The sequence below is a fragment of the Marinospirillum insulare DSM 21763 genome (assembly GCF_000686905.1).
Taxonomy (GTDB): Bacteria; Pseudomonadota; Gammaproteobacteria; order Pseudomonadales; family Halomonadaceae; genus Marinospirillum; species Marinospirillum insulare.
Genome location: NZ_JMLW01000001.1, coordinates 103,037 through 126,236 on the forward strand (window position 1 = coordinate 103,037; position 23,200 = coordinate 126,236).

Here is a 23,200-nt window from a genome sequence, read left to right on the forward strand (position 1 = left end):
TTTTATTACCCTTTATTTTTATAGTTGAGTCGTATCTTCGTCAGACTGGGCAAGCAGACTGGCGTTGCCCCCTATAGCAGCGGTATTAATAGTACGCGTGCGCTCTGTAGCAAAGCGCAACAAGTAATGTGGACCACCCGCTTTAGGGCCAGTCCCTGACAGCCCCATACCACCAAAGGGCTGAACACCAACAACTGCACCAATTAAGTTGCGGTTGATGTAAAGGTTGCCAACCCTTAGCTGACTATCTAAGTAGGCGGCAAATTGTTCATTACGACTCTGAATGCCACAGGTTAAACCATAGCCAGTACGATTTATACTAGCAATAACCTGATCTATTTCAGAGGCTTTGTAAGTGAGTAGGTGCAAGATAGGGCCAAATTGCTCTTTTTCTAACTCTTCCAGTTGGTCAATTTTTATAGCAACTGGTGCAACAAAAAAACCTTTACTTAATTCACTAGCTAGCTGGGTTTCAGCAATCAGCTGTCCTTTAGTGCGGTATTTATCGATATGAGCCACTAGGCCTTTTTTGGCTTGTTCATCAATTACTGGCCCTACATCGGTCGCTGGGTCACGTGGGTCGCCTAGTTGTAGTTCAGCCATGGCTCCGGTTAATACTTCAGTTAAGCGTTCGGCAATATCTTCTTGTACAAATAGAATACGTAATGCCGAGCAGCGTTGCCCTGCACTGGTAAAGGAGGACTCAACTATGTCTGCAACCACCTGTTCAGGCAGTGCTGTTGAATCAACTATCATGGCATTCTGGCCACCTGTTTCAGCAATTAAAGTGGCTAGGGGAGCGTTTTCACGTGCAGCTAACGAGCGGTTAATAACTTGAGATGTCTCTGTTGAGCCAGTAAAAGAAACCCCTGCAACGCGTGAGTCGCTGGTTAATAAAGGTCCAATTTCTGAGCCCTTGCCTGGTAATAGCTGTAGAGCTGCCCGCGGAACGCCCGCTGCATAAACCAGCTCCATACAACGGCTAGCGACCAGTGAGGTTTGTTCAGCAGGTTTGGCTAACACGCTGTTACCTGCTACTAGGGCTGCTAGGGTTTGACCTAGAAAAATCGCAACGGGAAAGTTCCAAGGGCTAATGGTGACAAAAATGCCTCGTCCAGTTAAATAGAGCTCGTTAGATTCTCCTGTAGGGCCAGGCATAAGTTTTGCTTCAGCAAATTTTTCTTCGGCTTGTAGGGCGTAGTAACGACAAAAATCAACTGCTTCACGAATTTCAGCAATACCATCGCCTAGCTGTTTGCCTGCTTCTCTAGCACATAAGGCCATTAGCTCGGGCATATTCTCTTCTAATAAATCAGCTAGTTTATAAAGGCAAGCTGCTCGCTCGATCACAGGGGTAGCGTTCCAGCTAGGAAAGGCCAGCTCGGCAGCATCGAGTGCTGCGCTGACCTGTTCAGGTGAAGTCCAATGCATTTCTCCAACCTGTTGCGCTTGATCAAAAGGGCTGAAAACTTTACTGCTAGAGACAGTAGGTAATTGAATGGATTCTGCTAGCCAAGGTTTACCCGACCAGAGGTGTTGGTCGTAGCTATGTATGTTTTCTAACAGTGGTTCTAGTTGTGCGTTGATATTCAAGCTAAGCCCCCGAGCATTAATACGGCGTTCACCATACAGATTTAAAGGAAGAGGAATATTAGGGTTAGACCAGGTTTTTTTATTGGCCAGTTGTTCAAGTGGGTGAGTCGATAAGTGTTCAATAGGTACTTTTTCATCGACTAGCTGATGTACAAAAGAGGAGTTGGCACCATTTTCTAATAAGCGTCTAACTAGGTAGGGCAGTAAATCTTTGTGCGCACCAACGGGGGCATAAATGCGGCAGTAACTACCCTGGGGCGCAAGTTCTAGTGCTTGTTTGTAAAGTGCTTCTCCCATGCCGTGTAAACGCTGAAACTCCAGAGGTCTATCACCGGCCATTTCTAATATGCAACTGAGTGTATGGGCATTATGGGTAGCAAATTGTGGAAAAATGCGGTCTTTAGCTAGGTCGGAAAGGGCCAAACGAGAACAGGCTAAATAGGCTAAATCTGTGTTGGCTTTACGGGTATAAACTGGGTAGCCAGCCAAGCCTAATTCTTGGGCATGTTTTATTTCTGTATCCCAATAAGCCCCTTTAACTAAGCGAACAGGAATAACATCGCCCTGTTGTTGCGCCAGTTTTATTAACCAGTGCATCACAGGTAAAGCACGTTTAGAGTAGGTTTGTAATACCAAACCAAACTCTCCCCAACCTTCTGCTGCTGGGCTGGTATAAACTGCTTCAAAAACTTCCAATGATAGCTCTAAACGGTCAGCTTCTTCGGCATCAATAGTGACAGCAACATCTAGCTCTCTAGCCCTTTGAGTCAGTTGCATTAAGCTGGCGGTTAATTCTTTTAAAATACGTTCACGTTTGCCTGCTTCATAGCGTGGGTGAAGGGCAGAAAGCTTAATGGAGATAGATGGTGCAGGGGAGTCGCCAGCTAGTTTGGCACCTTTTTTACCTAGTAGCTCGATTGCTTCTAGGTAGGCATCAAAATAGCGCTGGGCATCTAGGGCTGTTCTTGCTGCTTCACCGAGCATATCAAACGAATAGGTATAGCCCTTTTCGAAAAGTGGCTGACCATTTTTTAAGGCTTCGGCAAGAGTACGACCTAAAACAAATTGATGCCCCATAATTTTCATCGCCTGTGCCATAGCAGCACGAATCATGGGTTCGCCTAAACGGTTAACCAGTTTATTAAGTACGGGCACTGGCTGTTGATTACGTTGATCTAAATTGACCAGCTTACCCGTCATAAGCAGCCCCCAAGTTGAGGCATTGACTAGGAGGGAATCGCTTTGGCCTAGGTGTTGTTTCCAGTCGGCTACGGAAAGTTTGTCACGAATTAAAGCATCGGCTGTTGCGCTATCAGGTACTCGCAGCAAGGCTTCTGCTAAACACATAAGCAGTACACCTTCGTGAGTATCTAAGCTGTATTGCTGGAGTAGTAAATCAATACTGTCCACAGCATCATTTTGTAGGCGAACATTTTTAACTAGCTCTGCTGTGGCTTGTTTAAGGTTGGTAATATCTTCAGGTGAGTGGTTAACAATTTTTACCAGCTCGTCCATAAAGCTGTTTTCATTGGCTAAAGCATGTTGCGTAATCTGCTTTTCAATGGCAGCAAGGTTAGTGTTTTCTAAGTTTGGGTGAAGTAACTGCTCTGCGCTTAGATGGTTAGCGGTTTGATCCCAAGTGTCCATGGGTAACTCCAAATAAGTATTATTGTTGTTTAGTTACCTTATTCTGGCTGCTACTAAGGTAGATTATTTGTTTGTAACTCAGGACATTTTGTTCCAAACTCAGAAGTAGAGTTAATTAGTAGGTCTTTAATAAAGAGTGGCGGCTATGCAGACAACAACAAGAATACGTTGCTTCCCATTACCAACTCAGTGCTTGCACCATGACCATGATTATCACCAGTTGGTCATTGCTTTGTCGGGTAGTGCAGAGTTTGAAATAGCTGGCTATGGTGGAAGGGTGGATGCTTTGCATGGTTGCTTAGTACCCTCGGGTGAAGTGCACTTCTATGAGGGGCTGGGTAAGAATAAGCACCTAGTAATGGACTTGCCTCTGTTGGCAGCAAACCATAACTTTCAGCGTTTATTTGATAAGCCACGTTACTTTAGTGCGGATACTAGCCTGCGTTTATTGCTTAGCTTTATGGCTAGAGAAGCAAGACTTTGGCAGGTTTCAGAGGATTCTACAGAGGGTATGAGCCAGGTGTTTTTGGGGTCGCTTTATCAGCGCTTGTTTAAAGCTAATCCTCAGTTATCTACTTCTCGTAAACGCTTAGATTTAGTCAAACTAGAAATCTATATTCAACAGCATTTAACAGAAAAGCTTCCAGTAGAGCGTTTAGCCGAAGTAGCCTGTGTAAGCCCTGGGCATTTTCACCATTTGTTTCGTGAAGCAACAGGTAAAACCCCCGGGCAGTACTTACTACAGGCTCGTTTAGAAAGAGCTAGAGAGCTATTGATACAAACCCATCTTCCTTTAGAGTTGGTTGCTCATCAAGTAGGCTTTTCTAGCCAAAGCGCATTAACCCATGCCTTTAAGCGAATTTACCAGCAAACCCCAGGGCAGGTAAGACGCTTGCACTGACTTAAAATAGAGTCTTACTATTAATTATTAGGCTAAGACATCTAGTCCTTTTTTTGCTACAAGATTAAGTAGCTTAAGTGAAGGCCCATTAGGTTTTTTTGTACCTTGCTCCCACTTTTGCACGGTAGAAATACTCGTGTTTAAGTAAGCTGCAAACACACCTTGGCTAACTTTAATATGTGTGCGAATACTTTTAATTTGTGATGCTGTGTATTTCTCTACAGGAGGTAAGCAAAGTGCATCAAACTCGCGCAAGGTGGCTAAATCCATTACACCAGCATCATGTAAGTCTTCAGCACTAGAGTGAATGACATCTAAAAGGGATTTATTCATTTTTTGTTACCTCAATTAATGCGCCCTGCAAAAGTACTTTAGTTAGTTCTTGATCACTGTAACTAAAGTAGTCTTTAGCTAGGTTTTTCAACTAAAGGTAAACCACTAAGCTGATGAATTTCTTGCCAATAGCGTTGGTAATCTGGGCTGGCTTCAGCACTGTAGTTGAGGTTTTTAAAGGCGCTGGTTAAGCGAGTGAAGTGTTCGCGTATTGCATCTTTCTCACTTAAAGGTGGATGTTCAAATAAGCAGCGTTCTAGTAGAGCGAACATGGTTTGCTGGCGCTGCATAGAGGTTGAACCATCAACGTCATCAAAAGCATCTTGTTGCAAATACACCTGGTCTAAACACTGTGCACGGTTAAAGATTAAAAAGTCTTCCAAGGTTACCCCTTCTTCCCCCGTGACCTGCATCATCTGCTGCATTTCTTCACCCTGCAGCAGTAGGGTATGCATTTTTTTAACCTTGTTAACCCAGTCTTCACTCAGGTTTTCACCATACCATTCCGAAAGCTGATCTAAATAACGTGACCAAGAAATAAGCGGGTCAACAGCTGGGTAGGCACGTTTATAAGCTCGGTCGGCACTTAAACCTAAGAAGGTTTTTACGGTACGCAGGGTAGATTGAGTCACTGGTTCTTCAAAGTTACCACCCGCTGGGGAAACCGTACCTATTAGGGTTAGGCTACCTAGCTGACCTTCATTATTGGCTATTAACCCAGCTCGTTCGTAAAGGGCACGAACGGAGGAATCTAGGTAGGCGGGGAAGGCTTCTTCACCTGGGATTTCTTCTAAGCGACCTGAGGTTTCACGCATGGCTTGGGCCCAGCGTGAGGTTGAGTCAGCGATAACTAACACGTTGTAACCCATTTGACGGTAATATTCACTGAGTGTAATACCCGTATAAATAGAAGCTTCTCGTGCAGCAACCGGCATAGAAGAGGTGTTACAGATAATGATGGTTCTATCCATTAAGGTGCCACCCTTAGGGTCAGGCAAGGCAGGAAATTCAGTAATGGTTTCAACTACTTCACCCGCTCGCTCGCCACAGGCAACAATCACAACGATATCAACATCTGAAAAGCGTGAAATAAGGTTTTGTAGAACCGTTTTACCGGCACCAAAAGGCCCTGGAATACAGGCCGTTCCACCTTTAGCAACAGGAAAGAAGGTGTCTATTAGGCGGATGGAGGTCAGCATGGGTTCATCTGGGTAGCGTCGTTCACTAAAACGCTGGGCTAAAAGTGGCTGAGAAACAGGAATGCGTACGGGCCACTTTTGTTGCATGGTCATTTCTTTTTCATTGCCATGCTGATCTCGAAAGCGAGCAACGGCGGTATCGACTGTAAAAGTACCTTCTTGAATCCAAGTGATTTCTACTTCACCTACTTGCGCAAAGGGCACCATAATTTTGTGCTTAAAACGGCCTTCTTGAACATGACCTATGGGGTCACCAGCTTTTAATTTTGCGCCTACTTTTACGCTGGGTTGAAAGGCCCATTGTTTTTGAGTGTCGATACCTTCGACTTGTAAACCACGGGGTAGGAAAAAACCATGCTGGGTAGCAATTTGTTCTAAGGGGCTTTGCAGGCCATCATAAACTTCACCCAGCAAACCTGGGCCAAGGGTTACAGAAAGCATTTGTCCTGACTGGCGTACGGGGTCGCCTATAGCTACACCACGTGTATTTTCAAACACTTGCACATCGGCTTCACCATGACGAACACGCAAAACTTCTGCTTGTAAAAATTCTTGGCGACCATCTTCTGGGGTGCGTGTTGGGCAAATATAAACCACTTCATTTTTGACGAGAGGGAATAACTTCCCCTTGTCATCGGCTTCAAGTCGAACGGTGACTATGTCATCGCGTACACCTGCGACTCGAGCAGTAATTTGTGCATCCTTCATTAGGAAAGTTCCTCAAAGGCTGATTCTAAGTGTTGCGTGATGGCTGGAGTGCCCAGCAGTTGCTCACTCATGCGCTTAAATGTAGCGAGTGCGAGCTTGGCATCACTTTTAATTTGTTTTTCGGCTAGTCCCCAGCGGAGTACAAAGCAAATCACTGTTTCTAGAGTGAATTGAAAGCTTCGCTCAACAAAGAGTAAATCTTTCCAGAGTAGCTGGTTAAGCTGGTATTCAAGCTCACCAGAATGACCTTTATTGAGCAGGGGTTGTAGCTTGCCTAAAAAGGGTAGAGCAGCGTCTAAGCCAAATAAGGGATCATGCCAGTTACGGCGAATGCGTTGCGTCCAGCGCCCAAAGCCTTGAAAGTCTTCTGGTCCACTGGATCCATTTTGGCGATAGCGTAAAGCAGCTAAGAGTGTTTGCCATTCAAGACGATTACTAATGCACTCACGTATCGAGGGTGAGGTTATTTTTTCCAGCTGGCGCTGCCAATCAAGCACTAGGGGTTTGTCTGGCAAGTTCTCTAGTGACACTTCACTCTGATGGTAAAGCTTTTCAGCTAACTCTAGCTGTAGCAAGTCTGCATCGCTCAGTAGGGTTAAGCGTTTATTCAAGGCAATTCTTGAAATAGGCAGTTGTTTGCACTCTGCCAAAGGAGGCAGGTTTGGCAAGGCTGTTACCAGAGTGTAATAGTGAGTCACTAGCGAATTACTCCTTCGAGTAGCGCCCTAAAACGTGGTTGTAAATGCCTAAGTAAAAGCTGGGCTATGGCTTTATCGGTTAGGTCTACTTCCACTTCCTTGTCGATTAGGCGAACACGAATGCCCTCGCCCTGATGGCTATTAAAGCTAACACCATCACGCAGCAGGTCGGCTGAAAGTGATTGTACAAATTGGCTTAAACGACCTTCTTTGTACTCACTCGCATTGCGGCGCAGTTCATCTAAACCTATAAACTGGGCGGGTAGAAGCACTTCTAACTTATCTGTTTCGTTTATTTCAGACTGGTCTCTCACCCGGCCTACCAGCTCTAAGATCATTCGCTGCATAAATTCTTGGCTGTCTATCTGCTGTTTTATAAGCCGCTCAACCTGATCTGTAAAACTTCTTGCTAGGCCTTCTTTTACATCAAGGAGCAAATCACGGGCAGCCATTTTTAAAGCATCTTCACCCGCTTGGTGGCGTTGGGCAGCCTCACTTTTAGCCTTGGCTTTAAGCTGGTTTGCTTCGTCTTGTGCTTGCTTAAGCAATAAATTGGCTTCTGCACGGGCATCTTTTAAAATTTGTGCTGCTTCATCACGACCTTTCTGTACGCCTTGTTCTTTCAGTTGGTCGATTAAAGCCTCAATGCCTGAGGAAGCTCGATTTTTTTCTAGTTCAGTCATTTTCAGCTCCTAGACAGGTACACCCGCACTGATAACCAGAGCAAAAATAAAAGCAAAAACAGCAAAGCCTTCAACAATAGCGGCAGGCGCTAAAGACATACCAAAAATTTCTGGACGAATTTTAGATACGTTAATTGAAGAAGCACAGCTGCGACCTTGGTAAATAGCACTGAACATCAAGGCTAAACCACACAGCAAGCCAATAGCTGCTAAGCCGGGTGCATTATCTAAGGTGAGTTCACGGTTAAGTGCAAACATAACCACTATGCCGTAAATAGACTGGGATGAAGGCATAGCAGAAATACCAATATAACGACCATGCCCTGTTTCAGTTTCTAAAAGTGCGCCTGCTGCAGCTTGACCCGCTAAAGAACAGCCAATCATGCTACCTATAGCGCCTAGTGCCATAGGGCCGTAAAGACCAGCCCAGCCAAGGGCGAGTATTAGGTTGTCCAAGGTATTACCTCCTGTTTTGCAAAAGGCTGGAAGGGGTAGCCTTCATCAGCCAAACTCCAGTTATAAAATTCGATTAGGTTTAAGCGCAGGCCATGAATCACCCCGCTGACCACGGTTAAAACAAAGTTTAATAAATGCCCAATAATTAAAATAAGCACTTGTAACAACAAACCTATACCCGGCAAAGCTGCACCTACATCGGCAGCTAGCTGATTAAAGGTTAAGGCTAGAGAAGCACTGGCTAAACCTAGTGCAAATAAGCGCAGGTAGCTGAGTACATCCCCAAAAATTTTGGTCAGGTTGGTTAAAGCCAGCAAACCTGCTACTAGCGTTGCAAGGCTGACATTGGTTTTTTCGCCTGAAAAGAGTAATACCATGACTAGGCCAGCAGCAAAAACACCCCAATAAAGATTGCTAAAGCCGAATATCCAACCTAATAAAGCAACAAAAACTGCCAAAGCCCAGCCTACAGATGACAAGGCTTGCGTTGATTTGCGTCTAACCCAAGCCATCATAAGGTTGCCCAGAATTAGGTGGGCTGCACCTATACAAATAGATAGAGTCATCATGGTGTCGAAGTCATTAACATCGAGCACTTTTAATGAGCCAAGGAAAGGCAGAGGGGCGGAAGCACCAAAATAGCCACCCACCATGACACCCCAAATAAAGCCAGCTCCAGCAAGGGCTGCCCCCATAGCACGCAGGCGACGATGAGTTTCAGTACGACTCATGGCTTTCCAATAGTAGGCAATAATACCGCCTAAAATAAGTGAATAACCCGCATCAGACATGATGATGGCAAAGAAGCTAACGAAAGAGAAAAACACCACGCGTGATGGATCCCAGCTTCGATAGCCGGGTGTTTGGAAAAAGCTGACCACTTCTTGACCACCGCCAACCCTTTCAGAGTTATCCATATAGGTAGGTGGGAGCTCTTCATCTTCAGGGTCTTCTGTTAATAAAACCAGCCCCTGCTGTTCAGCAAACATTTGCAGCTGATCTAAATCCCGTTCAGCTAGCCAACCTTGTAGGGCAAATACTTCATCAAAGTCTAAAGACTGGTTGGCTACTTCAGAGAGTAAAGAAGCATCGGCAGTGCTGGCAATACTGCGCTGTAGTAGATAAGTCCAGCGAGTTAAAGCCTCGCGTTCAGCCTCAGTAGCTTCTAAAGCAATTTCAGCTTCTTCTAGTTTTTCACGTAATTGGCTAATAGGAATATAACCAGTATGGGTACGCGCGACTGGCAGTAAGTTTGCCGCTGGCTCTTCAGGTGAAACCACCACCAGATAACTATTACGGTTACCCTGATGAACCACTGTCCAGGGCAGGCTAAGCGCTTCAACTTCTTTCATTTTAAAGTTGGGTACTAGATAGAACCAAAAACGCTGCTGGTTTAAGTCGTTTAAATCAGGCAGAACAAAGTCACCCCAAGGCTCTAAGTCTTTTATGCGCTTTTCTAAAAAGTCTCGCTCTTCTAGGAGTGAGAGTCTTTCGGAGTGATTTTTTTCAACCGCACTGATTACTTTTTTAAGGTTAAACTGCTTTTCTTGCGTTACTTGGCGGCGTTTGTTCGGGCAGCTCAGCAGGTATTGTAAGGAGCGTTTTAATAGCTCTGGATTAACTTCTTCATCTTCTTCTATTCGCTGGCTGCTTAACTCTTGTAAGGGAATAATATGCATTAAACCTAGTTTTTGTAGCTTATCTAGGGTGTGCATTTTATTTTCTGTTAAGCCGATTAATGAGGCTTTTTTAAGTTGCAGAATACTCATACTTGTTCTGCCTTAGTGCGTTTATTCTTAGCAATTTTAGAAGTAACCACGGCTGCACGCTCATTATCTGAAAGCACAATACGAATTTTACGAATGTTTTTTTCTGCCTGTGGAATAAGTACCTTGTCGAAAAGGTTTAGGCGTTGGGTGGTTTTTTGTACACCTTTATTAAGCAGCTCTAAACGCTTATGAAGTATTTTTTGTTGCAGCTCAATTTCTGTGGATTTAATGAGCAAGTCTGCCAAGTGGTCCATCCAATGGTCGGTAGCTAAAAAAGAGTAGGGCTTAATAGCTAGCTTTAGGCTGGTTATTTCTGGCAGAAGTAGACCCACTAAGTTGACTTGGCTGACTTTAATTTCTTGCACATCAATAAGCTGATCGACTGCACCTGGAAAGTTAGCCAGCATGGGTAGTTGTTGACTGACCTCTTGGTGCAGTGCTTCTAGCTCTTGAGTGCCTTCGGTTAGTGCTAAGCGTGCTTCAGCACGAGCAGCCAGTAGTTGCTTGCGCTTTAAATCCAGCGCAGGAACAAACTTTTGATAGGCTTTAACCTTGGCGTTTTCTTTATTTAATGTACTTTTATTGAGTGCCACTTTTCTCACGGCTGTAACTCCTGTTAGGCGTTTTCAGCAGCGACTTGCTTGGGAAAATACTTATCAATTAAGTTTTGACGCATCAGCAGCTCTTCTTCTTTAAAGCACTCAGCAAGGGTTTGCCAGCCAAGGTCTAAGGCTTCTTCTAAAGGCATACTAATACTGATTTCCATAAAGCGTTCATGGAAGAGTTCACCAAATTTAAGTACCCGCTCGTCAAACTCACTTAAATCAAATGACATAGACTGTTTTTGCTCGGCATCTTGTGCGGCGGCATAAAAGCGAATCAGGGTGTTCATGATTTGACTATGGTCTTCGCGGGTTACCTTGCCAATTACATGCTGCTTTAAGCGAGATAGCGAGCCGAAAGGATCAATAACACCATTATTTAAGTAAAATTGCCCTTCAGTAATATAACCCGTGTTATCAGGTACTGGGTGAGTTACGTCATCGCCGGGCATGGTGGTAACCGACAAAATAGTGACTGATCCAGCGCCTTTGTAGTCACAAGCTTTTTCATAACGTCTGGCTAGCTGAGAATATAAATCGCCGATATAACCACGGTTAGAAGGAACGTGCTCCATTGAAATACCGACTTCTTTTAAAGCATCGGCATAGGCGGTCATATCCGTTAACAGTACTAAAACCCGCTTGCCTTCATTCACGGCATAGCGCTCGGCAACTGCCAGAGCCATATCAGGAACAAGTAAAGCTTCTACGGTTGGGTCTGAGCCTTGATGCACAAACATAGTAGTGCGAGCTGAAACACCTGCGTCTTCAAAGGTTTTACGAAAGAAGTGATAGTCATCAAAAATAAGCCCAATACCGCCAAAAACAATAATATCGGCATCGGCTTGGGATCCAATTCTTGCTAGTAACTGGTTGTAGGGCTCACCTGCTACGGAAAAAATAGGGATTTTTTGACTTTCAACCAAGCTATTGAAGACATCAATCATTGGCACGTCAGTTCTTATCATGCGAGAGGCAAGAATGCGCCTGGCTGGGTTTACCGTTGGGCCATCAATTTCTATCTTAGGTTCGTCTGCTAAAGAAGGGCCGCCATCAATAGGGCTGCCTGTACCAGAAAAAGCACGACCTAAAATATTGGGTGAAAAGGTGACTTCCATAGGGCGCCCTAAAAATCGCACTACCGAATGGGTTGATAGGCCTTTAGTGCCCGAGAAAACCTGTAGTGAGACTTCTTCACCTTTTAATAAAATAACCTGAGCTGTTCTAGGCAATACATCTTGGTTGTCTGTGCTACCTTCAATAAGGGCAAGGTCACCAAAGCTGATTTGTGAAGAGCTATCTTCTGAGGCGGGAACCTGTACCTTGACGATATCACCAATGATTTCAAGGATACGAGAATAACGAATTAACAACTGGGACACTTCCACCTCCATGCAAAGCGGGAACGCTAAAACTGACTACCATTTAAGCAGTTTACATATATTTGGGCAAGCAAATAGTCTTTATAAGACAAAAGATCATTAGATAGATGGTTACGAAGCTCTACTTAGTTGGGTATAATCAGCCAACAAATTTTTAGCTTGAAACTAAATACAACAGGCAACAGCAGGCTTAAGGGTGTGAATCTTATCCTAGTTGCCAAAAAACAGACTAGAGGTGGTGAGAGTGAAACATAACATTCAGGTTGCCCGTATTCTGGCTGCAGCAGCTGTTTTAGGTCTAGGCCTTTTAATTGCAGCTCAAGCCTCAGCCAGCACCGTCAGTGCAGACACTATTGCTGAGCGTCTTAAGCCATCTGGCGAGCTTTGCTTGCAGGGCATGGATTGTGGTGGTGTAGTGGAAGCTGTAGCCGCTGGACCTCAATCTGCAGAAGACGTTTATAACGGTTTATGCATGTCTTGCCATGATACCGGTGCTGCTGGCGCTCCTAAGCGTGGTGATAAAGATGCTTGGGCTCCACGATTAGAGCAGGGTATGGCTACTTTGTATGACCACTCTATCAATGGTATTCGTGGTATGCCTGCTAAAGGTGGCAATCCTAAGCTGTCTGATGAAGAAGTTCAGTCGGCCGTAGATTATATAGTTGAAGCTAGCCGTTAATTTATAAGCTAGTTTGATGTAAGCAAAAAAAGCACTGAATAACACCAGTGCTTTTTTTATGGCTAACTATTTAACATAGCCCTTAAAGCACTAATCCTATCTTTTTTACGCTGTTGCTTGTCTTCAGTTGTTTCTTCTTCTGTATTGCGCCCTTCCCACTTTAGATCTTCTTCGGGTAACTCATCTAAAAAGCGACTGGGTGTGCAGTTCAACATTTCACCATAAGTTTTACGCTGCTTGGCCATAGAAAGGGTTAACACCTTTTGAGCACGGGTAATACCCACATAGGCTAAGCGTCTTTCTTCTTCTAGGGTGTCAGCTTCAATTGAATTACGGTGAGGTAGCAGCTCTTCTTCCATACCGATTAAAAACACTTGAGGAAACTCCAAGCCTTTAGAAGCATGTAGGGTGAGTAGCTGCACCTTGTCGGAATCGTCTTCTTCTTCCTGTTGCTCTAATAAATCACGCAACACTAAGCGTGCAATGGCTTCTCGAATACCCGCCTGGTCATCATCTTCTTGCATACGCTTTAAGGTTTCTGCTAGAGAATCAATTAATACCCATATATTGGCATAGCGGCGCTCTGCTACGGTGGGAGAGCTGGCATTTTGATGCAGCCAAGCTTCATAATCCATATTTCGAATCATTTCACCTAAGGCGGCAATAGAGTCACCTGTTTCACACTGTTGCATAATATGGCCGAGCCAATGGGTAAAGCGCCTTAAACGCTCGACTTGGTTTTCTTTTAGGTACTGCTCTAAACCCATTTCATCACAGGCTGCAAAAAGACTGATTTCACGATCTTTAGCATAGGTGGCAAGCTTTTCTAAAATGGCAGGGCCTATTTCACGGCGTGGGATATTAATAATGCGCAGAAAAGCGTTGTCGTCTGCTGGGTTAATAAGCAGGCGTAGGTAGCCCATAATGTCTTTAATTTCATTACGTGCAAAAAAGCTGGTGCCGCCACTTATTTTGTAAGGAATTTGGAAAGCTTGGAGCTTTATTTCTAAAATGCGTGACTGAAAATTGCCTCGATAGAGCACAGCAAAATCTTTCCAATGGCAGCGCTCTTTAATGCGTCGCGTCATTATTTCTGCTGCCACTCTTTCAGCTTCAGCTTCTTCGCTAGGGCATTCAATGACTCGTATGGGGTCACCAAAACCTAACTCGCTCCACAGCTTTTTTTCATGCACATGAGGGTTGTTGGCAATTAGCTGGTTAGCAGCTTTTAGAATGCGCTCGGTTGAGCGGTAGTTTTGCTCTAATTTAATAATTTTTAAGTTGGCAAAATCTTCACTAAGCTGATTAAGGTTTTCAGGTCTTGCGCCTCGCCATGAATAAATAGACTGGTCATCATCACCCACTACGGTAAAGGTTTTTCTTAGGCTAGTGAGTAGTTTTACAAGGCGGTACTGACTGATATTGGTATCTTGGTATTCGTCTACTAAAAGGTAGTGCATTCGATGCTGCCACTTTTCTAGTACTTCTGGTTGGTTTTGAAAAAGCAGTACCGGCAGGCGAATTAGGTCATCAAAATCTACAGCATTGTAAGCCCGAAGGTGGCGGTTATATTCTTTATACACTTGGGCAGCTAGTTGGCTTTTAGGGTTGTCGCTTTCTAGTCCTTCGGCTTCTTCTGGTTCAACTAAATCGTTTTTCCAGTTAGAAATAAGGTATTGAACTTGGTTAATTGTGTCTGCATCTGCCTCAGCATCTTTGTGCATTAGGTCTCGCATCAAAGCTTTGGTGTCTTCGGTATCAAAGAGTGAAAAACCACTTTTGTAGCCCAGGTGCTTCACTTCTTTACGAATAATATCTAAGCCTAACGAGTGAAAAGTTGACACAGTTAAGCCTTTGGTTTCTTCGCGGCCAAGCATTTTACCAACCCTTTCACGCATTTCACGTGCAGCTTTATTGGTGAAAGTTAGCGCGCAAATGTTGCGGGCTGCCATGCCACGACTACGAATTAAATAGGCGATTTTGCTAGTAATGACACTGGTTTTTCCAGAGCCAGCACCTGCTAAAACTAAAAGCGGGCTATCAACCTGTTTAACGGCTTCTAGCTGGTATTCATTAAGGCGGGCAAGAATGGTTTGCATAACTAAACAATTGCTCAAGTAATAGAGAGGGTAGCTTAACGGCTTGTAGCTAGCTCTGCACCAGAAAAACCTAGCTGCTTCCAGGCTTCGTAAACAATCAAGCTGCAAGCATTGGATAGATTCATACTGCGACTTTTGGGCAGCATAGGAATACGAATGCGTTGATCTTCTGGCAGGCTTTCAATAAATTCAGCAGGTAAACCACGCGTTTCTGGACCAAAAATTAATAGGTCATCGTCATGGTAGTCAACTTGATGATAGGAGCGTTTGCCCTTGGTCGTTAAAGCTAATATGCGTTTTGGGTTAAGGCTAGTTAAAAGTGCTTCTAGGTTGGGGTGTACTTTAACGGCTGCCCACTCATGATAATCTAAACCTGCTCTGCGTAGGCGCTTGTCATCTAACACAAAACCTAAAGGTTCAACTAGGTGTAACCGAAAGCCGGTGTTGGCACAAAGACGAATGATATTGCCAGTATTGGGTGGAATTTCAGGCTGATAAAGCACGATGTCGGGCATTAGGGGGTTCCTGCACTGCCAAATTAAAAACTACTTACTGGGGTGGTACTTCTAAGGGCGGTAGTTTATCAGACTGTTCACGAGGAAAAATCAAACTAAAACGAGCACCGAGTAAATGAGGGCTGCGGTCAACCAAAGCACTGCCTCGATGCCAATAAATAATGCGCTGCACTATAGATAACCCTAAACCATACCCGCCAGAACTACGTGTACGACTATCATCGAGTCGAGAGAAGGGCATAAAAACACGCTGACATTCTTCTTCTGGAATCCCAGGGCCGTCATCTTCAACGTCTACCCTGAAAGTGTCATTTTCTAAGTGGCAACTAATACGAATTTCTTGCTTTGCATAGCGTACAGCATTGCCTATTAAATTTTGTACAGAGCGTTGAAAGTAGCGACCCTCTATGTCTGCCTTAGGGCTAAGGTTGGCAGGGTTATTAATAACAAAACTAATAGCTAAATCAGGGTTGGTTCGCTCAAAGCCATATAAAACCTCGCTAATTAACCCAGTCACATCTTGGCTTATAAACTGTAGCTTAAGTTTTTCTTGTCCTAAGCGGGCATAGGTTAAAATTTCATCAATAAGGGTATCTAATTCATCTATGTCTTGGTCTATGCCATAAATTTGCTTGGCTAATGTTTCGTGTGGGCTGCCTTGTTCACTTAAATCTTCAATCATTTGCAGACCAAAGCGTATGCGAGCAACGGGGGTTCGTAACTCGTGAGAGACTGCATGAATCATTTCTTGTTGTGTGCGTAATAAACGCTGTAGCTGCTCAGCCATGCGGTTGAAAGCTAAAGCAAGTTTGCCAATAAAGTCATCGTCAGTGATTTTAACTCGGGCATGTAAATTACCCGCTGCTAGCTGGGTTGATGCTCGCTCTAAATGGCGTAATCGGCTTTCTAAGCCATAGAGGAACCACCAGATAGCAATTGCAAGCACAAATAAAGAGGCTAGAAATACGCTGGCAATCAAGGTTAGAGGGTAGCTGTCAAACAGTGGTACAGGTCCAACTTTTAACCAGCTATCTTCGCCTAGTTGAATATAGCTAATAATGCTGCGTTCCTTGTCTAAAAATAGACTGACCTGCTCGCCTCTTGCTAAACGACTTTTTTGTAATTGGTCTGCAGTTTTAGGCAGCTCTGATAACAGCTCCAATGGATAGGAAAAATACTGGCTTAGCTGCTTAAGTCGTTTTTGTCTTAACTCAGTAGGAGTGCGCTGTAAGTCACGCAATACTAAGTAGATGGATGCATTAGCCTGCTGTTCAGTTACTCGGGTGAGTTGGGTAATTAAAAACTGCTCAGGCTTGTGGGTAGGAAAAACCAAGTTGAGATGGTCAGTTTTATCTATCACCAGTAAGCGATCTTCATCAAGGCGGTTGAGTTGGCGCCGACTTAAATTTTGATTTTTTAAACTGCTGGTTACAACGCTTATACCTAAGGTTTGGTTAATCTCACCTAGCCATTCAGCTTGTTTGCTGTGAGGCACATTAGAAAAGTCATCAACTAGGGTTGTGTAAAGCCCTGATAGTAAATCTTCGTGATAAGCCTCTAGCCGAATTTGGTTGGTGAGGTTAACTAGAAAAATACTCAGTAACAGGGTGCCTATAAATGCACCCAATACCCCTAGGTAAACACGTAATAAAATATTACCTAGGCGTTGGTGTTGGCGTTTAAAACCGAGCATTAGCTATGAGTTAGATGCTTAGAATAAAGGTTAGAGTTCTTTAACAAAAAGGTAGCCTTTGCTGCGCACCGTTTTAATACGGCGTGGATGCATGGGGTCATCACCAACCTTGGGACGAATTCTAGAAACACGCACATCTATAGAGCGGTCTTGGCCATCGTATTCTATACCACGCAAAGCAGTGAAGATTTCTTCACGGGTTAAAACGCGGCCAGCGTTGGAGGCAAGCAGCCAAAGCAAGTCAAATTCAGCGCTAGTTAAATCGATGGTTTCACTGTTAAGCCAAGCTTCACGCATGGATGAGTCAATAACTAAATCACCAAAATCTAAGCGAGCTGCATGCGTTGAACTGGTGTCTGGTGAGCTGGCTTGTGCTTCAGCACGACGCAGCAAAGCACGAACCCTTGCAAGTAAAACCCTTGGGCGAACGGGTTTGGCAACATAGTCGTCTGCGCCCATTTCTAAACCAACCACTTGATCCATGTCATCGGTACGCGCGGTCAGCATTAAAATTGGAATATCTTTTTCCATTTTAACTTTGCGGCAAATGCTTAAGCCATCTTCACCCGGCAGCATTACATCGAGAATGATGAGGTCTGGCTCTTCACGAAATACGCGTTCAACCGCTCGTGAGCCATCGCCTTCTATTGAAATTTGAAAACCATTACCTTCTAGGTATTCACGGGTCAAGGTTGCAAGACGTGCATCATCTTCAACAATCAAAATATGGGGTGATTGGTGTGCGTCCACTTTAATAGGTCTCTCGCTTAGGTTCCGAGTTTAAAATTAATTGGCTAACAATTTCTAGATATTAGCTAAGCATCATCATACCGTAATAACTTAGGCATGAAAGGGGTAGAAATCAAATGATTTAAGTTAGGGCGAAAAATACCCGCATTTAATCAAGGGACTTACAAAACACTATAAAAAGGCTTAACAAAGTAAAGAAAATATACAAAGCCCTAGTCTGCATATATTTGGGCTTGTATAGCTAGTAATTGCCTAAAAAACGGATGAAAAACAGCATTTTTATGTTGTATTTAGCGGGTCATAAAAAGCCTTTACAATACTACTATTAATAAAGCTGCTAAGGTATTTGCGATTATCTTAGCGCTGTGGTTATCTTATGCAACAAACACTAAAGCTCGTATTTAAAATCTAAGAGCAGGCTTTTAAGCAGGTGGATAGGAAAACTATGAAAGGAATGACAAAACGAACCTTACAACTACAAAAGCTAGGGATTAGCAGTTTTTTTGCCTTAATTTTTTTATTTGCTGCATCTTTTGCGTGCGCTGCACCCGGCGATGTGTGGCAGGTTTCAGTGCCTGTTGGAAATGCACGTGCTCTACCCCAAACTTCTGCAGATTTAGTTAATCAGTTGCCAAAAGGTACGAGCGTGACTGAGTTGGCGCGTGAGGGTGTATGGCTTAAAGTGCAGTTGGCAGATGGCAGTGAGGCTTGGATGCATCAGGTAACGCTGAGTCAAAGCGTAGAGCTTTTTGATTTGTCTCTGAATACTGCTGATCGTACAGCTATGCGCAAAGCTATTCGCACCAGTAAAGTTAAGGTCGTAAGAGAAGTCGATACCTATCCCTATGACCTTTACGATCCTAGTCAGTGGAAAGTGGGTGCAACTGAAATGACACTCGGTTATACCCTGAAAGAACAGCTTTTTGCTGTGGCTGAAATCACTTACCGCTCAGAAAAAGATACTGAACAAGTGCGCCAAGTTGCTGAGGCGGTTCGTAAAGAATTAGGACCTTGGCAACGTGTGCTTGGTCGCCGCGCTAAAGGGCCGGTAGAATTTGAGTGGCGGCGTGGCGATTTACGTGTTTTAGTACACCGTGGCTGGCCAGACACAACTACCTATGTTGTGTATGAGGTAACCGACCGGTTAAACGAAATGCAAGCCGATTTAGAGCCGCGCTAATACATATTTTTTGCTGGAGACTGCAATGCTATTGGATTTAGCCTCGCTAAAGCCTAACACCTGTTATCACCTGATGACTCAAACCATAACTCCTCGCCCTATTGCTTGGGTACTTTCTGCCTCAGATAACGGAGAGCTTAATTTAGCACCCTTCTCCTTTTTTAATGGTGTTTGCTCAGATCCACCCCTTGTGATGCTTTCAATCGGTAAAAAAACACCTGAAGAAGCTAAGGATACGCGCCATAACCTTCTTTCTGGTAGAGAGTTTGTTATTCATTTACCTACTCTAGCTCAAGCAGAAGATGTGACTGCCAGTGCTGCTACCTTGCCCTATGGAAAGTCTGAGTTAGAGTTAATGCAGGATAATGAGCTGGTTGAGTTTCCTGGTAGTCCCTTGCCTCGATTAAAAGCTGCGCCTATTGCATTTCAAGCTAAGTTGCATGATGTGCATTATTTAGGTCATCAAAAGCAAGCCATTATTTATGCAGAACTCATTCAAGCCTATATAGATGATGCAGCCATTGAGGTGGATGAAGAAAGAGGGCGCTACACAGTAGATGCTAAAGCAATTGATCCTCTTGCTAGACTCGGTGGAACCAATTATGCGGGTATCGACAAAGTATTTAGTGTCGCTAGACCTAAATAAGTGATTGTTCCAGCCTTATAGGGAAGCGGCAGACCTTGCCGCTTGATCATACAAACCTGAAATACCTCTCAAAAGCACTGCTACTTCACCTAGGTCATCTTTAGCAAAACCCAGTGTTTTAAGTGAGTCTACTAAGCAGTTTTCTCTAACCTCGCTGTAAACTTTGCAACGCTCAGCACCCTTGTCGGTCACTGAATAAAAGGTTTCTTTACCACGTTTTTCAGATTGAACCAGCTCTTGTTTAAGCAGTTTTTTTAATGAATAAGTAACCGTGTGGGTATCTTCAATATTTAAAACCATGCAAATATCGGATACTTTTTTTGCGCGGCTGCGGTGGTTAGAGCTATGTAATACCAGCACATCTAAAGGGCTCATATCAGGTATTCCCGCAGCACTTGCACAGTGAATCATCCAACGATTAAAAGCATTGCTAGCAACAATCAAACCAAACTCCAACTCAGATAGTTCACTAGAGCGACCTGAAGCCAAATGCGCTGATGACACTATAGGGCCAATTTTACGCTTAGGTTTAGCTGGCGCTTCTGATTCGAGGTTTTTAGTTGTCTTGTTGCTCATAGTTAAATTTCTTCACTTTAAGATTGAATGCTAGTTACCCATTTGGCTGGGCAAATAGGTGACAATTTCTGGAAAAATAGTTATCAAGATAACCGCTGATAAAATTAACAAGAAGTAAGGGAAGGCAGCCCAAGCAATGCGAAGGATATTCTCGCCGGTTAGACCTTGAATCACAAATAGATTAAAGCCAACAGGTGGTGTTATCTGACTCATTTCTACCACTATAACCAAGTAAATACCAAACCAGAGCGGGTCAATACCTGCAGCCTGCACCATAGGCAAAATAATAGAGGTAGTGAGTACCACCACTGAAATACCATCTAAAAAACAGCCGAGCAGAATAAAAAATAACGTGAGTACTAGGAGCAACATTTGAGGCGACAAATCCAGAGTGCTTATCCAGGTTGCTAATTCCCTTGGAATACCCGTAAAACCCATGGAGCTAGTTAGAAAGCTGGCGCCCACTAAAATAAAGGCAATCATGGAAGAAGTTTTGACAGTACCCATTAATGCCGACTGAAAAGTTTTCCAGTTCATCGAACCGGATTGAATAGACAGCAAGTGAGCTAGGGCAACACCCACCGCAGCAGATTCAGTGGGCGAAGCAAGCCCTGTATAAATTGAACCTATAACACCCACAATAAGAAGAAAAACAGGAATTAAGGGCTTGCTGCGTTTCACTTTTTCAACAAAAGATAGTTTTTCAGACTCGCCCGCTGGTGCACCTTTAGGGTTAAGTAAAGACCAAATGATGACATAGCCAGCAAAAAGAGCCATCAACATTAGGCCAGGTAAGATACCCGCCACAAATAAACGTGCGATAGACTGTTCTGTGGCTACGCCATAAACAATCAAAATAATGGAAGGTGGAATAAGCAGACCCAAGGTGGCAGAGCCAGCTAAAGTACCTAAGACTTGATTCCTGTTATAGCCACGGCGGTCTAGCTCAGGCAGGGTCATTTTACCTATGGTAGCAGCTGTGGCAGCAGATGAACCCGATATGGCTGCAAAAATACCGCAACCCACTATATTAGTGTGTAATAAGCGCCCAGGTAGTTTGCCTACCCAAGGTGCTATACCTCGAAACATTTCTTCAGACAGGCGAGATCTAAATAATACTTCACCCATCCAAATAAACATGGGTAAAGCCGCTAACTCCCAAGAAACACTGGAGCTATAAAAAGCAGTCGCTAAGCTATCACCAACAGGAATGCCGCTAAAGAAAAATAAGGCAATGCAGCCTATGGCAGTGAGTGCAAAAGCAACCCATAAACCAACACCTAATAACGCTAAGAGCACTAGCAATAAGATAAGGGTCATCCAAATCATGTCCACCAGTTACTCCTGCGCTGCGTCAGTGTTGAGCTGAGTGATGCGACCACTCAATAAAGAAAATAAAGCATCGGTAAGAGCAATAAATAACCAAAGCAAACCTAAAGACATACCCACCTGTGGTATCCATAAAGGTACTGGCACCATGCCAATCGATAAATCACCATAGGCGTAACTATCAAGGGCTAACAAAACACTAAAGCCCAATGCAAAACCTGTGATTGCCATAGCAATAAGTAGCATGAGTGAATCTAACCAGCGTTGGAGCCCTAGCGGTAAGCGCTGAATTATTAGCGTTACACGAATATGACCCCCTTGCCAAAAGGTATAGGCTAGACCAAAAAAAGTAGCGCCTAATAATAAGAAGGCAGAAATTTCTGCCAAGCCGGGTAGGTGCAAGCCTAAAGGATTGAAACCCACCCAAAGTAATAGTTTATCTAGCACCCGGCCGAGCACTTGTAGCACTATAAGCAGCATAATGGCGGTTAAGTGAAGGGCAGAAAGCAACCCCCCTAACCGATATAAATTATTTAGTAGATTACGCATTGCCACTCCTGCTCAGCGGGCATTAAATAAAAAGTTAATTATTTAGCTTGATAGGCTTTGAGTAGCTTTTCGCCATCTTTGCCAGCACGTTCTAACCACTCTGCAGTCATCGACTCACCCACAGCTTGTAAGCGTGTCATTAATGCTTTGGATGGCTCAGAAATTTTGATGCCGTTATCTCGCATAATAGCGATTTTAGCTTCAGTTTCTTTTTTGCTTGCTTCCCACCCACGCTTTTCAGCACGCTCAGCAGCAGCCATAACAGCTTCTTTAGCCTCATCAGATAGACGGTTAAAAGCTTTAGCATTAATGATTACCATGTTTTTGGGTAGCCAAAGTTGCGCATGGTTAAAGTCGGTTAGGTAGTCCCAAGCACGAGTGTTAGCACCCGTAGAAGGAGAGGTAATCATGGCATCAACACGGCCAGTACCAAAAGCAGTAGGAATATCAGGCACTTCAACCTGAGTAGGTAAGGCACCCAGCAAGTTAGCAATTTGTTCGCTAGACTTATTGTAAGCACGCATTTTTACACCACGTAATTCCTTACCAGTTTCTACGGTAAAGCTGGTGTAAATACCCTGAGGAGGCCAAGGCACACTAAAAAGCAGCATTAAGCGTTGCTTTTCTAAGCGTTCAGCAAGTATGCCTTTGGATGCTTGCCACAAGTTCCAAGATTCTTCGTAGTTGCTTGCTAGGTAAGGTACAGAGTCGACCTCAAATAGCGCATCTTCGTTGGCAAGGCGAGACATAATAACTTCACCAATAGGTACTAGGCCACGGCGCACAGAGTTTTTGATTTCAGCGTGTTTAATTAACGAGCCACTACTATGAACAGTAATATCTAGCTCGCCTTTTGTTGCTTCACGCACTTCATCTGCAAACTGTTTAATGTTTACCGTATGGAAGTTGGTGTCACCGTAGGGAGTTGGCATATCCCAGTTTGCAGCTTGTAGGCTAGTTGCGCCTAAGGCTAAAAAGGCAGCTGCAGCTAAGTGCTGCAACTTAGTTTGCATTTTTTTTGCTTTTAAAATCATGGTGTTAGTCTCCGGTCGACCACTGATTATTATTGTAAAGACGGCCAGCCAAATGCTAAAGGTAAGCAGTCTCTAAGTGAAAACTAGCTGCCTTGCTTTCTAGTGTCAAACCTTTTATTAAAAATACATCGATAAATATTCTTTGTAATGCAGGCAATTTATAGATAAATTGCTAAGGT

21 protein-coding genes are annotated in these 23,200 nt (G+C 43.9%); 4 read left to right on the top strand and 17 right to left on the bottom strand.

Going from position 1 to position 23,200, the window contains the following annotated elements:
• Positions 1-18 precede the first annotated feature (18 nt).
• Positions 19-3,240: a bifunctional proline dehydrogenase/L-glutamate gamma-semialdehyde dehydrogenase PutA gene (putA, locus tag BP27_RS0100545; RefSeq protein WP_027849876.1), complete on the bottom strand. Its 3,222-nt coding sequence runs from the start codon at positions 3,238-3,240 to the stop codon at positions 19-21.
• Positions 3,241-3,385: 145 nt separating this feature from the next.
• Here putA and BP27_RS0100550 point away from each other — a divergent pair, with 145 nt between their 5' ends.
• Complete coding sequence (locus BP27_RS0100550) at positions 3,386-4,141, top strand: AraC family transcriptional regulator (protein ID WP_084324464.1); 756 nt, start codon at positions 3,386-3,388, stop codon at positions 4,139-4,141.
• 27 nt (positions 4,142-4,168) lie between these two features.
• Here the strand turns inward: BP27_RS0100550 and BP27_RS0100555 are convergent, their stop codons facing one another.
• The 8 genes from BP27_RS0100555 to BP27_RS0100595 all read right to left on the bottom strand — a co-directional run bounded on the left by BP27_RS0100555 (position 4,169) and on the right by BP27_RS0100595 (position 11,971).
• The gene (locus tag BP27_RS0100555) at positions 4,169-4,474 is read right to left on the bottom strand and encodes a helix-turn-helix domain-containing protein (RefSeq protein WP_027849878.1); all 306 of its coding nucleotides are present in this window, start codon (positions 4,472-4,474) and stop codon (positions 4,169-4,171) included.
• Positions 4,475-4,548: 74 nt separating this feature from the next.
• Complete coding sequence (locus tag BP27_RS0100565) at positions 4,549-6,381, bottom strand: V-type ATP synthase subunit A (protein ID WP_027849879.1); 1,833 nt, start codon at positions 6,379-6,381, stop codon at positions 4,549-4,551.
• Positions 6,381-7,079, bottom strand: a complete 699-nt coding sequence (locus BP27_RS14720; RefSeq protein WP_051610056.1) for a hypothetical protein — start codon at positions 7,077-7,079, stop codon at positions 6,381-6,383. Before BP27_RS14720 ends, BP27_RS0100565 begins: the two co-directional genes overlap by 1 nt.
• The gene (locus BP27_RS0100575; RefSeq protein WP_027849880.1) at positions 7,079-7,762 is read right to left on the bottom strand and encodes an ATPase; all 684 of its coding nucleotides are present in this window, start codon (positions 7,760-7,762) and stop codon (positions 7,079-7,081) included. Before BP27_RS0100575 ends, BP27_RS14720 begins: the two co-directional genes overlap by 1 nt.
• Positions 7,763-7,771: 9 nt before the next feature.
• Positions 7,772-8,218, bottom strand: a complete 447-nt coding sequence (locus tag BP27_RS0100580; protein WP_027849881.1) for an ATP synthase subunit C — start codon at positions 8,216-8,218, stop codon at positions 7,772-7,774.
• Complete coding sequence (locus BP27_RS0100585; protein ID WP_027849882.1) at positions 8,206-9,987, bottom strand: V-type ATP synthase subunit I; 1,782 nt, start codon at positions 9,985-9,987, stop codon at positions 8,206-8,208. Before BP27_RS0100585 ends, BP27_RS0100580 begins: the two co-directional genes overlap by 13 nt.
• The gene (locus tag BP27_RS0100590) at positions 9,984-10,589 is read right to left on the bottom strand and encodes a V-type ATP synthase subunit D (RefSeq protein WP_027849883.1); all 606 of its coding nucleotides are present in this window, start codon (positions 10,587-10,589) and stop codon (positions 9,984-9,986) included. Before BP27_RS0100590 ends, BP27_RS0100585 begins: the two co-directional genes overlap by 4 nt.
• Before the next feature lie 14 nt (positions 10,590-10,603).
• Positions 10,604-11,971: a V-type ATP synthase subunit B gene (locus BP27_RS0100595; RefSeq protein ID WP_027849884.1), complete on the bottom strand. Its 1,368-nt coding sequence runs from the start codon at positions 11,969-11,971 to the stop codon at positions 10,604-10,606.
• 244 nt (positions 11,972-12,215) lie between these two features.
• Here BP27_RS0100595 and BP27_RS17340 point away from each other — a divergent pair, with 244 nt between their 5' ends.
• A complete protein-coding gene (locus BP27_RS17340) occupies positions 12,216-12,650 on the top strand; it encodes a c-type cytochrome (RefSeq protein WP_245597792.1) in 435 nt (144 codons plus the stop codon).
• A gap of 62 nt (positions 12,651-12,712) precedes the next feature.
• Here BP27_RS17340 and rep read toward each other — a convergent pair whose 3' ends face one another.
• The 4 genes from rep to BP27_RS0100620 are packed head-to-tail and all read right to left on the bottom strand — an operon-like array spanning position 12,713 to position 17,707.
• Entirely contained in the window at positions 12,713-14,749 is a 2,037-nt protein-coding gene (rep, locus tag BP27_RS0100605; protein WP_027849886.1) for a DNA helicase Rep, read from the bottom strand.
• Between the two features lie 35 nt (positions 14,750-14,784).
• Positions 14,785-15,264: a tRNA (uridine(34)/cytosine(34)/5-carboxymethylaminomethyluridine(34)-2'-O)-methyltransferase TrmL gene (gene trmL / locus BP27_RS0100610; RefSeq protein ID WP_027849887.1), complete on the bottom strand. Its 480-nt coding sequence runs from the start codon at positions 15,262-15,264 to the stop codon at positions 14,785-14,787.
• A 34-nt stretch (positions 15,265-15,298) separates the two neighbouring features.
• Positions 15,299-16,957, bottom strand: a complete 1,659-nt coding sequence (locus BP27_RS0100615) for an ATP-binding protein (RefSeq protein WP_027849888.1) — start codon at positions 16,955-16,957, stop codon at positions 15,299-15,301.
• Between the two features lie 30 nt (positions 16,958-16,987).
• Positions 16,988-17,707: a response regulator gene (locus BP27_RS0100620; protein WP_027849889.1), complete on the bottom strand. Its 720-nt coding sequence runs from the start codon at positions 17,705-17,707 to the stop codon at positions 16,988-16,990.
• 454 nt (positions 17,708-18,161) lie between these two features.
• On the opposite strand from BP27_RS0100620, the gene BP27_RS0100625 reads away from it, so the two are divergent.
• Positions 18,162-18,887: an SH3 domain-containing protein gene (locus BP27_RS0100625; RefSeq protein WP_160169809.1), complete on the top strand. Its 726-nt coding sequence runs from the start codon at positions 18,162-18,164 to the stop codon at positions 18,885-18,887.
• Between the two features lie 25 nt (positions 18,888-18,912).
• Positions 18,913-19,533 (top strand): flavin reductase family protein, encoded by a 621-nt coding sequence (locus BP27_RS0100630; protein WP_027849891.1) that lies wholly within the window; start codon positions 18,913-18,915, stop codon positions 19,531-19,533.
• 15 nt (positions 19,534-19,548) lie between these two features.
• Here the strand turns inward: BP27_RS0100630 and BP27_RS0100635 are convergent, their stop codons facing one another.
• Genes BP27_RS0100635 through BP27_RS0100650 form a run of 4 tightly spaced genes read right to left on the bottom strand, consistent with a single transcriptional unit; the run spans position 19,549 to position 23,021 of the window.
• Entirely contained in the window at positions 19,549-20,109 is a 561-nt protein-coding gene (locus BP27_RS0100635) for a winged helix DNA-binding protein (protein ID WP_027849892.1), read from the bottom strand.
• Positions 20,110-20,139: 30 nt separating this feature from the next.
• Positions 20,140-21,438 (bottom strand): TRAP transporter large permease, encoded by a 1,299-nt coding sequence (locus tag BP27_RS0100640; protein ID WP_211251264.1) that lies wholly within the window; start codon positions 21,436-21,438, stop codon positions 20,140-20,142.
• A gap of 9 nt (positions 21,439-21,447) precedes the next feature.
• Positions 21,448-21,987 carry a TRAP transporter small permease gene (locus tag BP27_RS0100645; RefSeq protein ID WP_027849894.1) on the bottom strand — a complete coding sequence of 180 codons (540 nt, stop codon included), beginning with the start codon at positions 21,985-21,987 and terminating at the stop codon, positions 21,448-21,450.
• Between the two features lie 38 nt (positions 21,988-22,025).
• Positions 22,026-23,021, bottom strand: a complete 996-nt coding sequence (locus BP27_RS0100650) for a TRAP transporter substrate-binding protein (RefSeq protein WP_245597793.1) — start codon at positions 23,019-23,021, stop codon at positions 22,026-22,028.
• Positions 23,022-23,200: the final 179 nt, after the last annotated feature.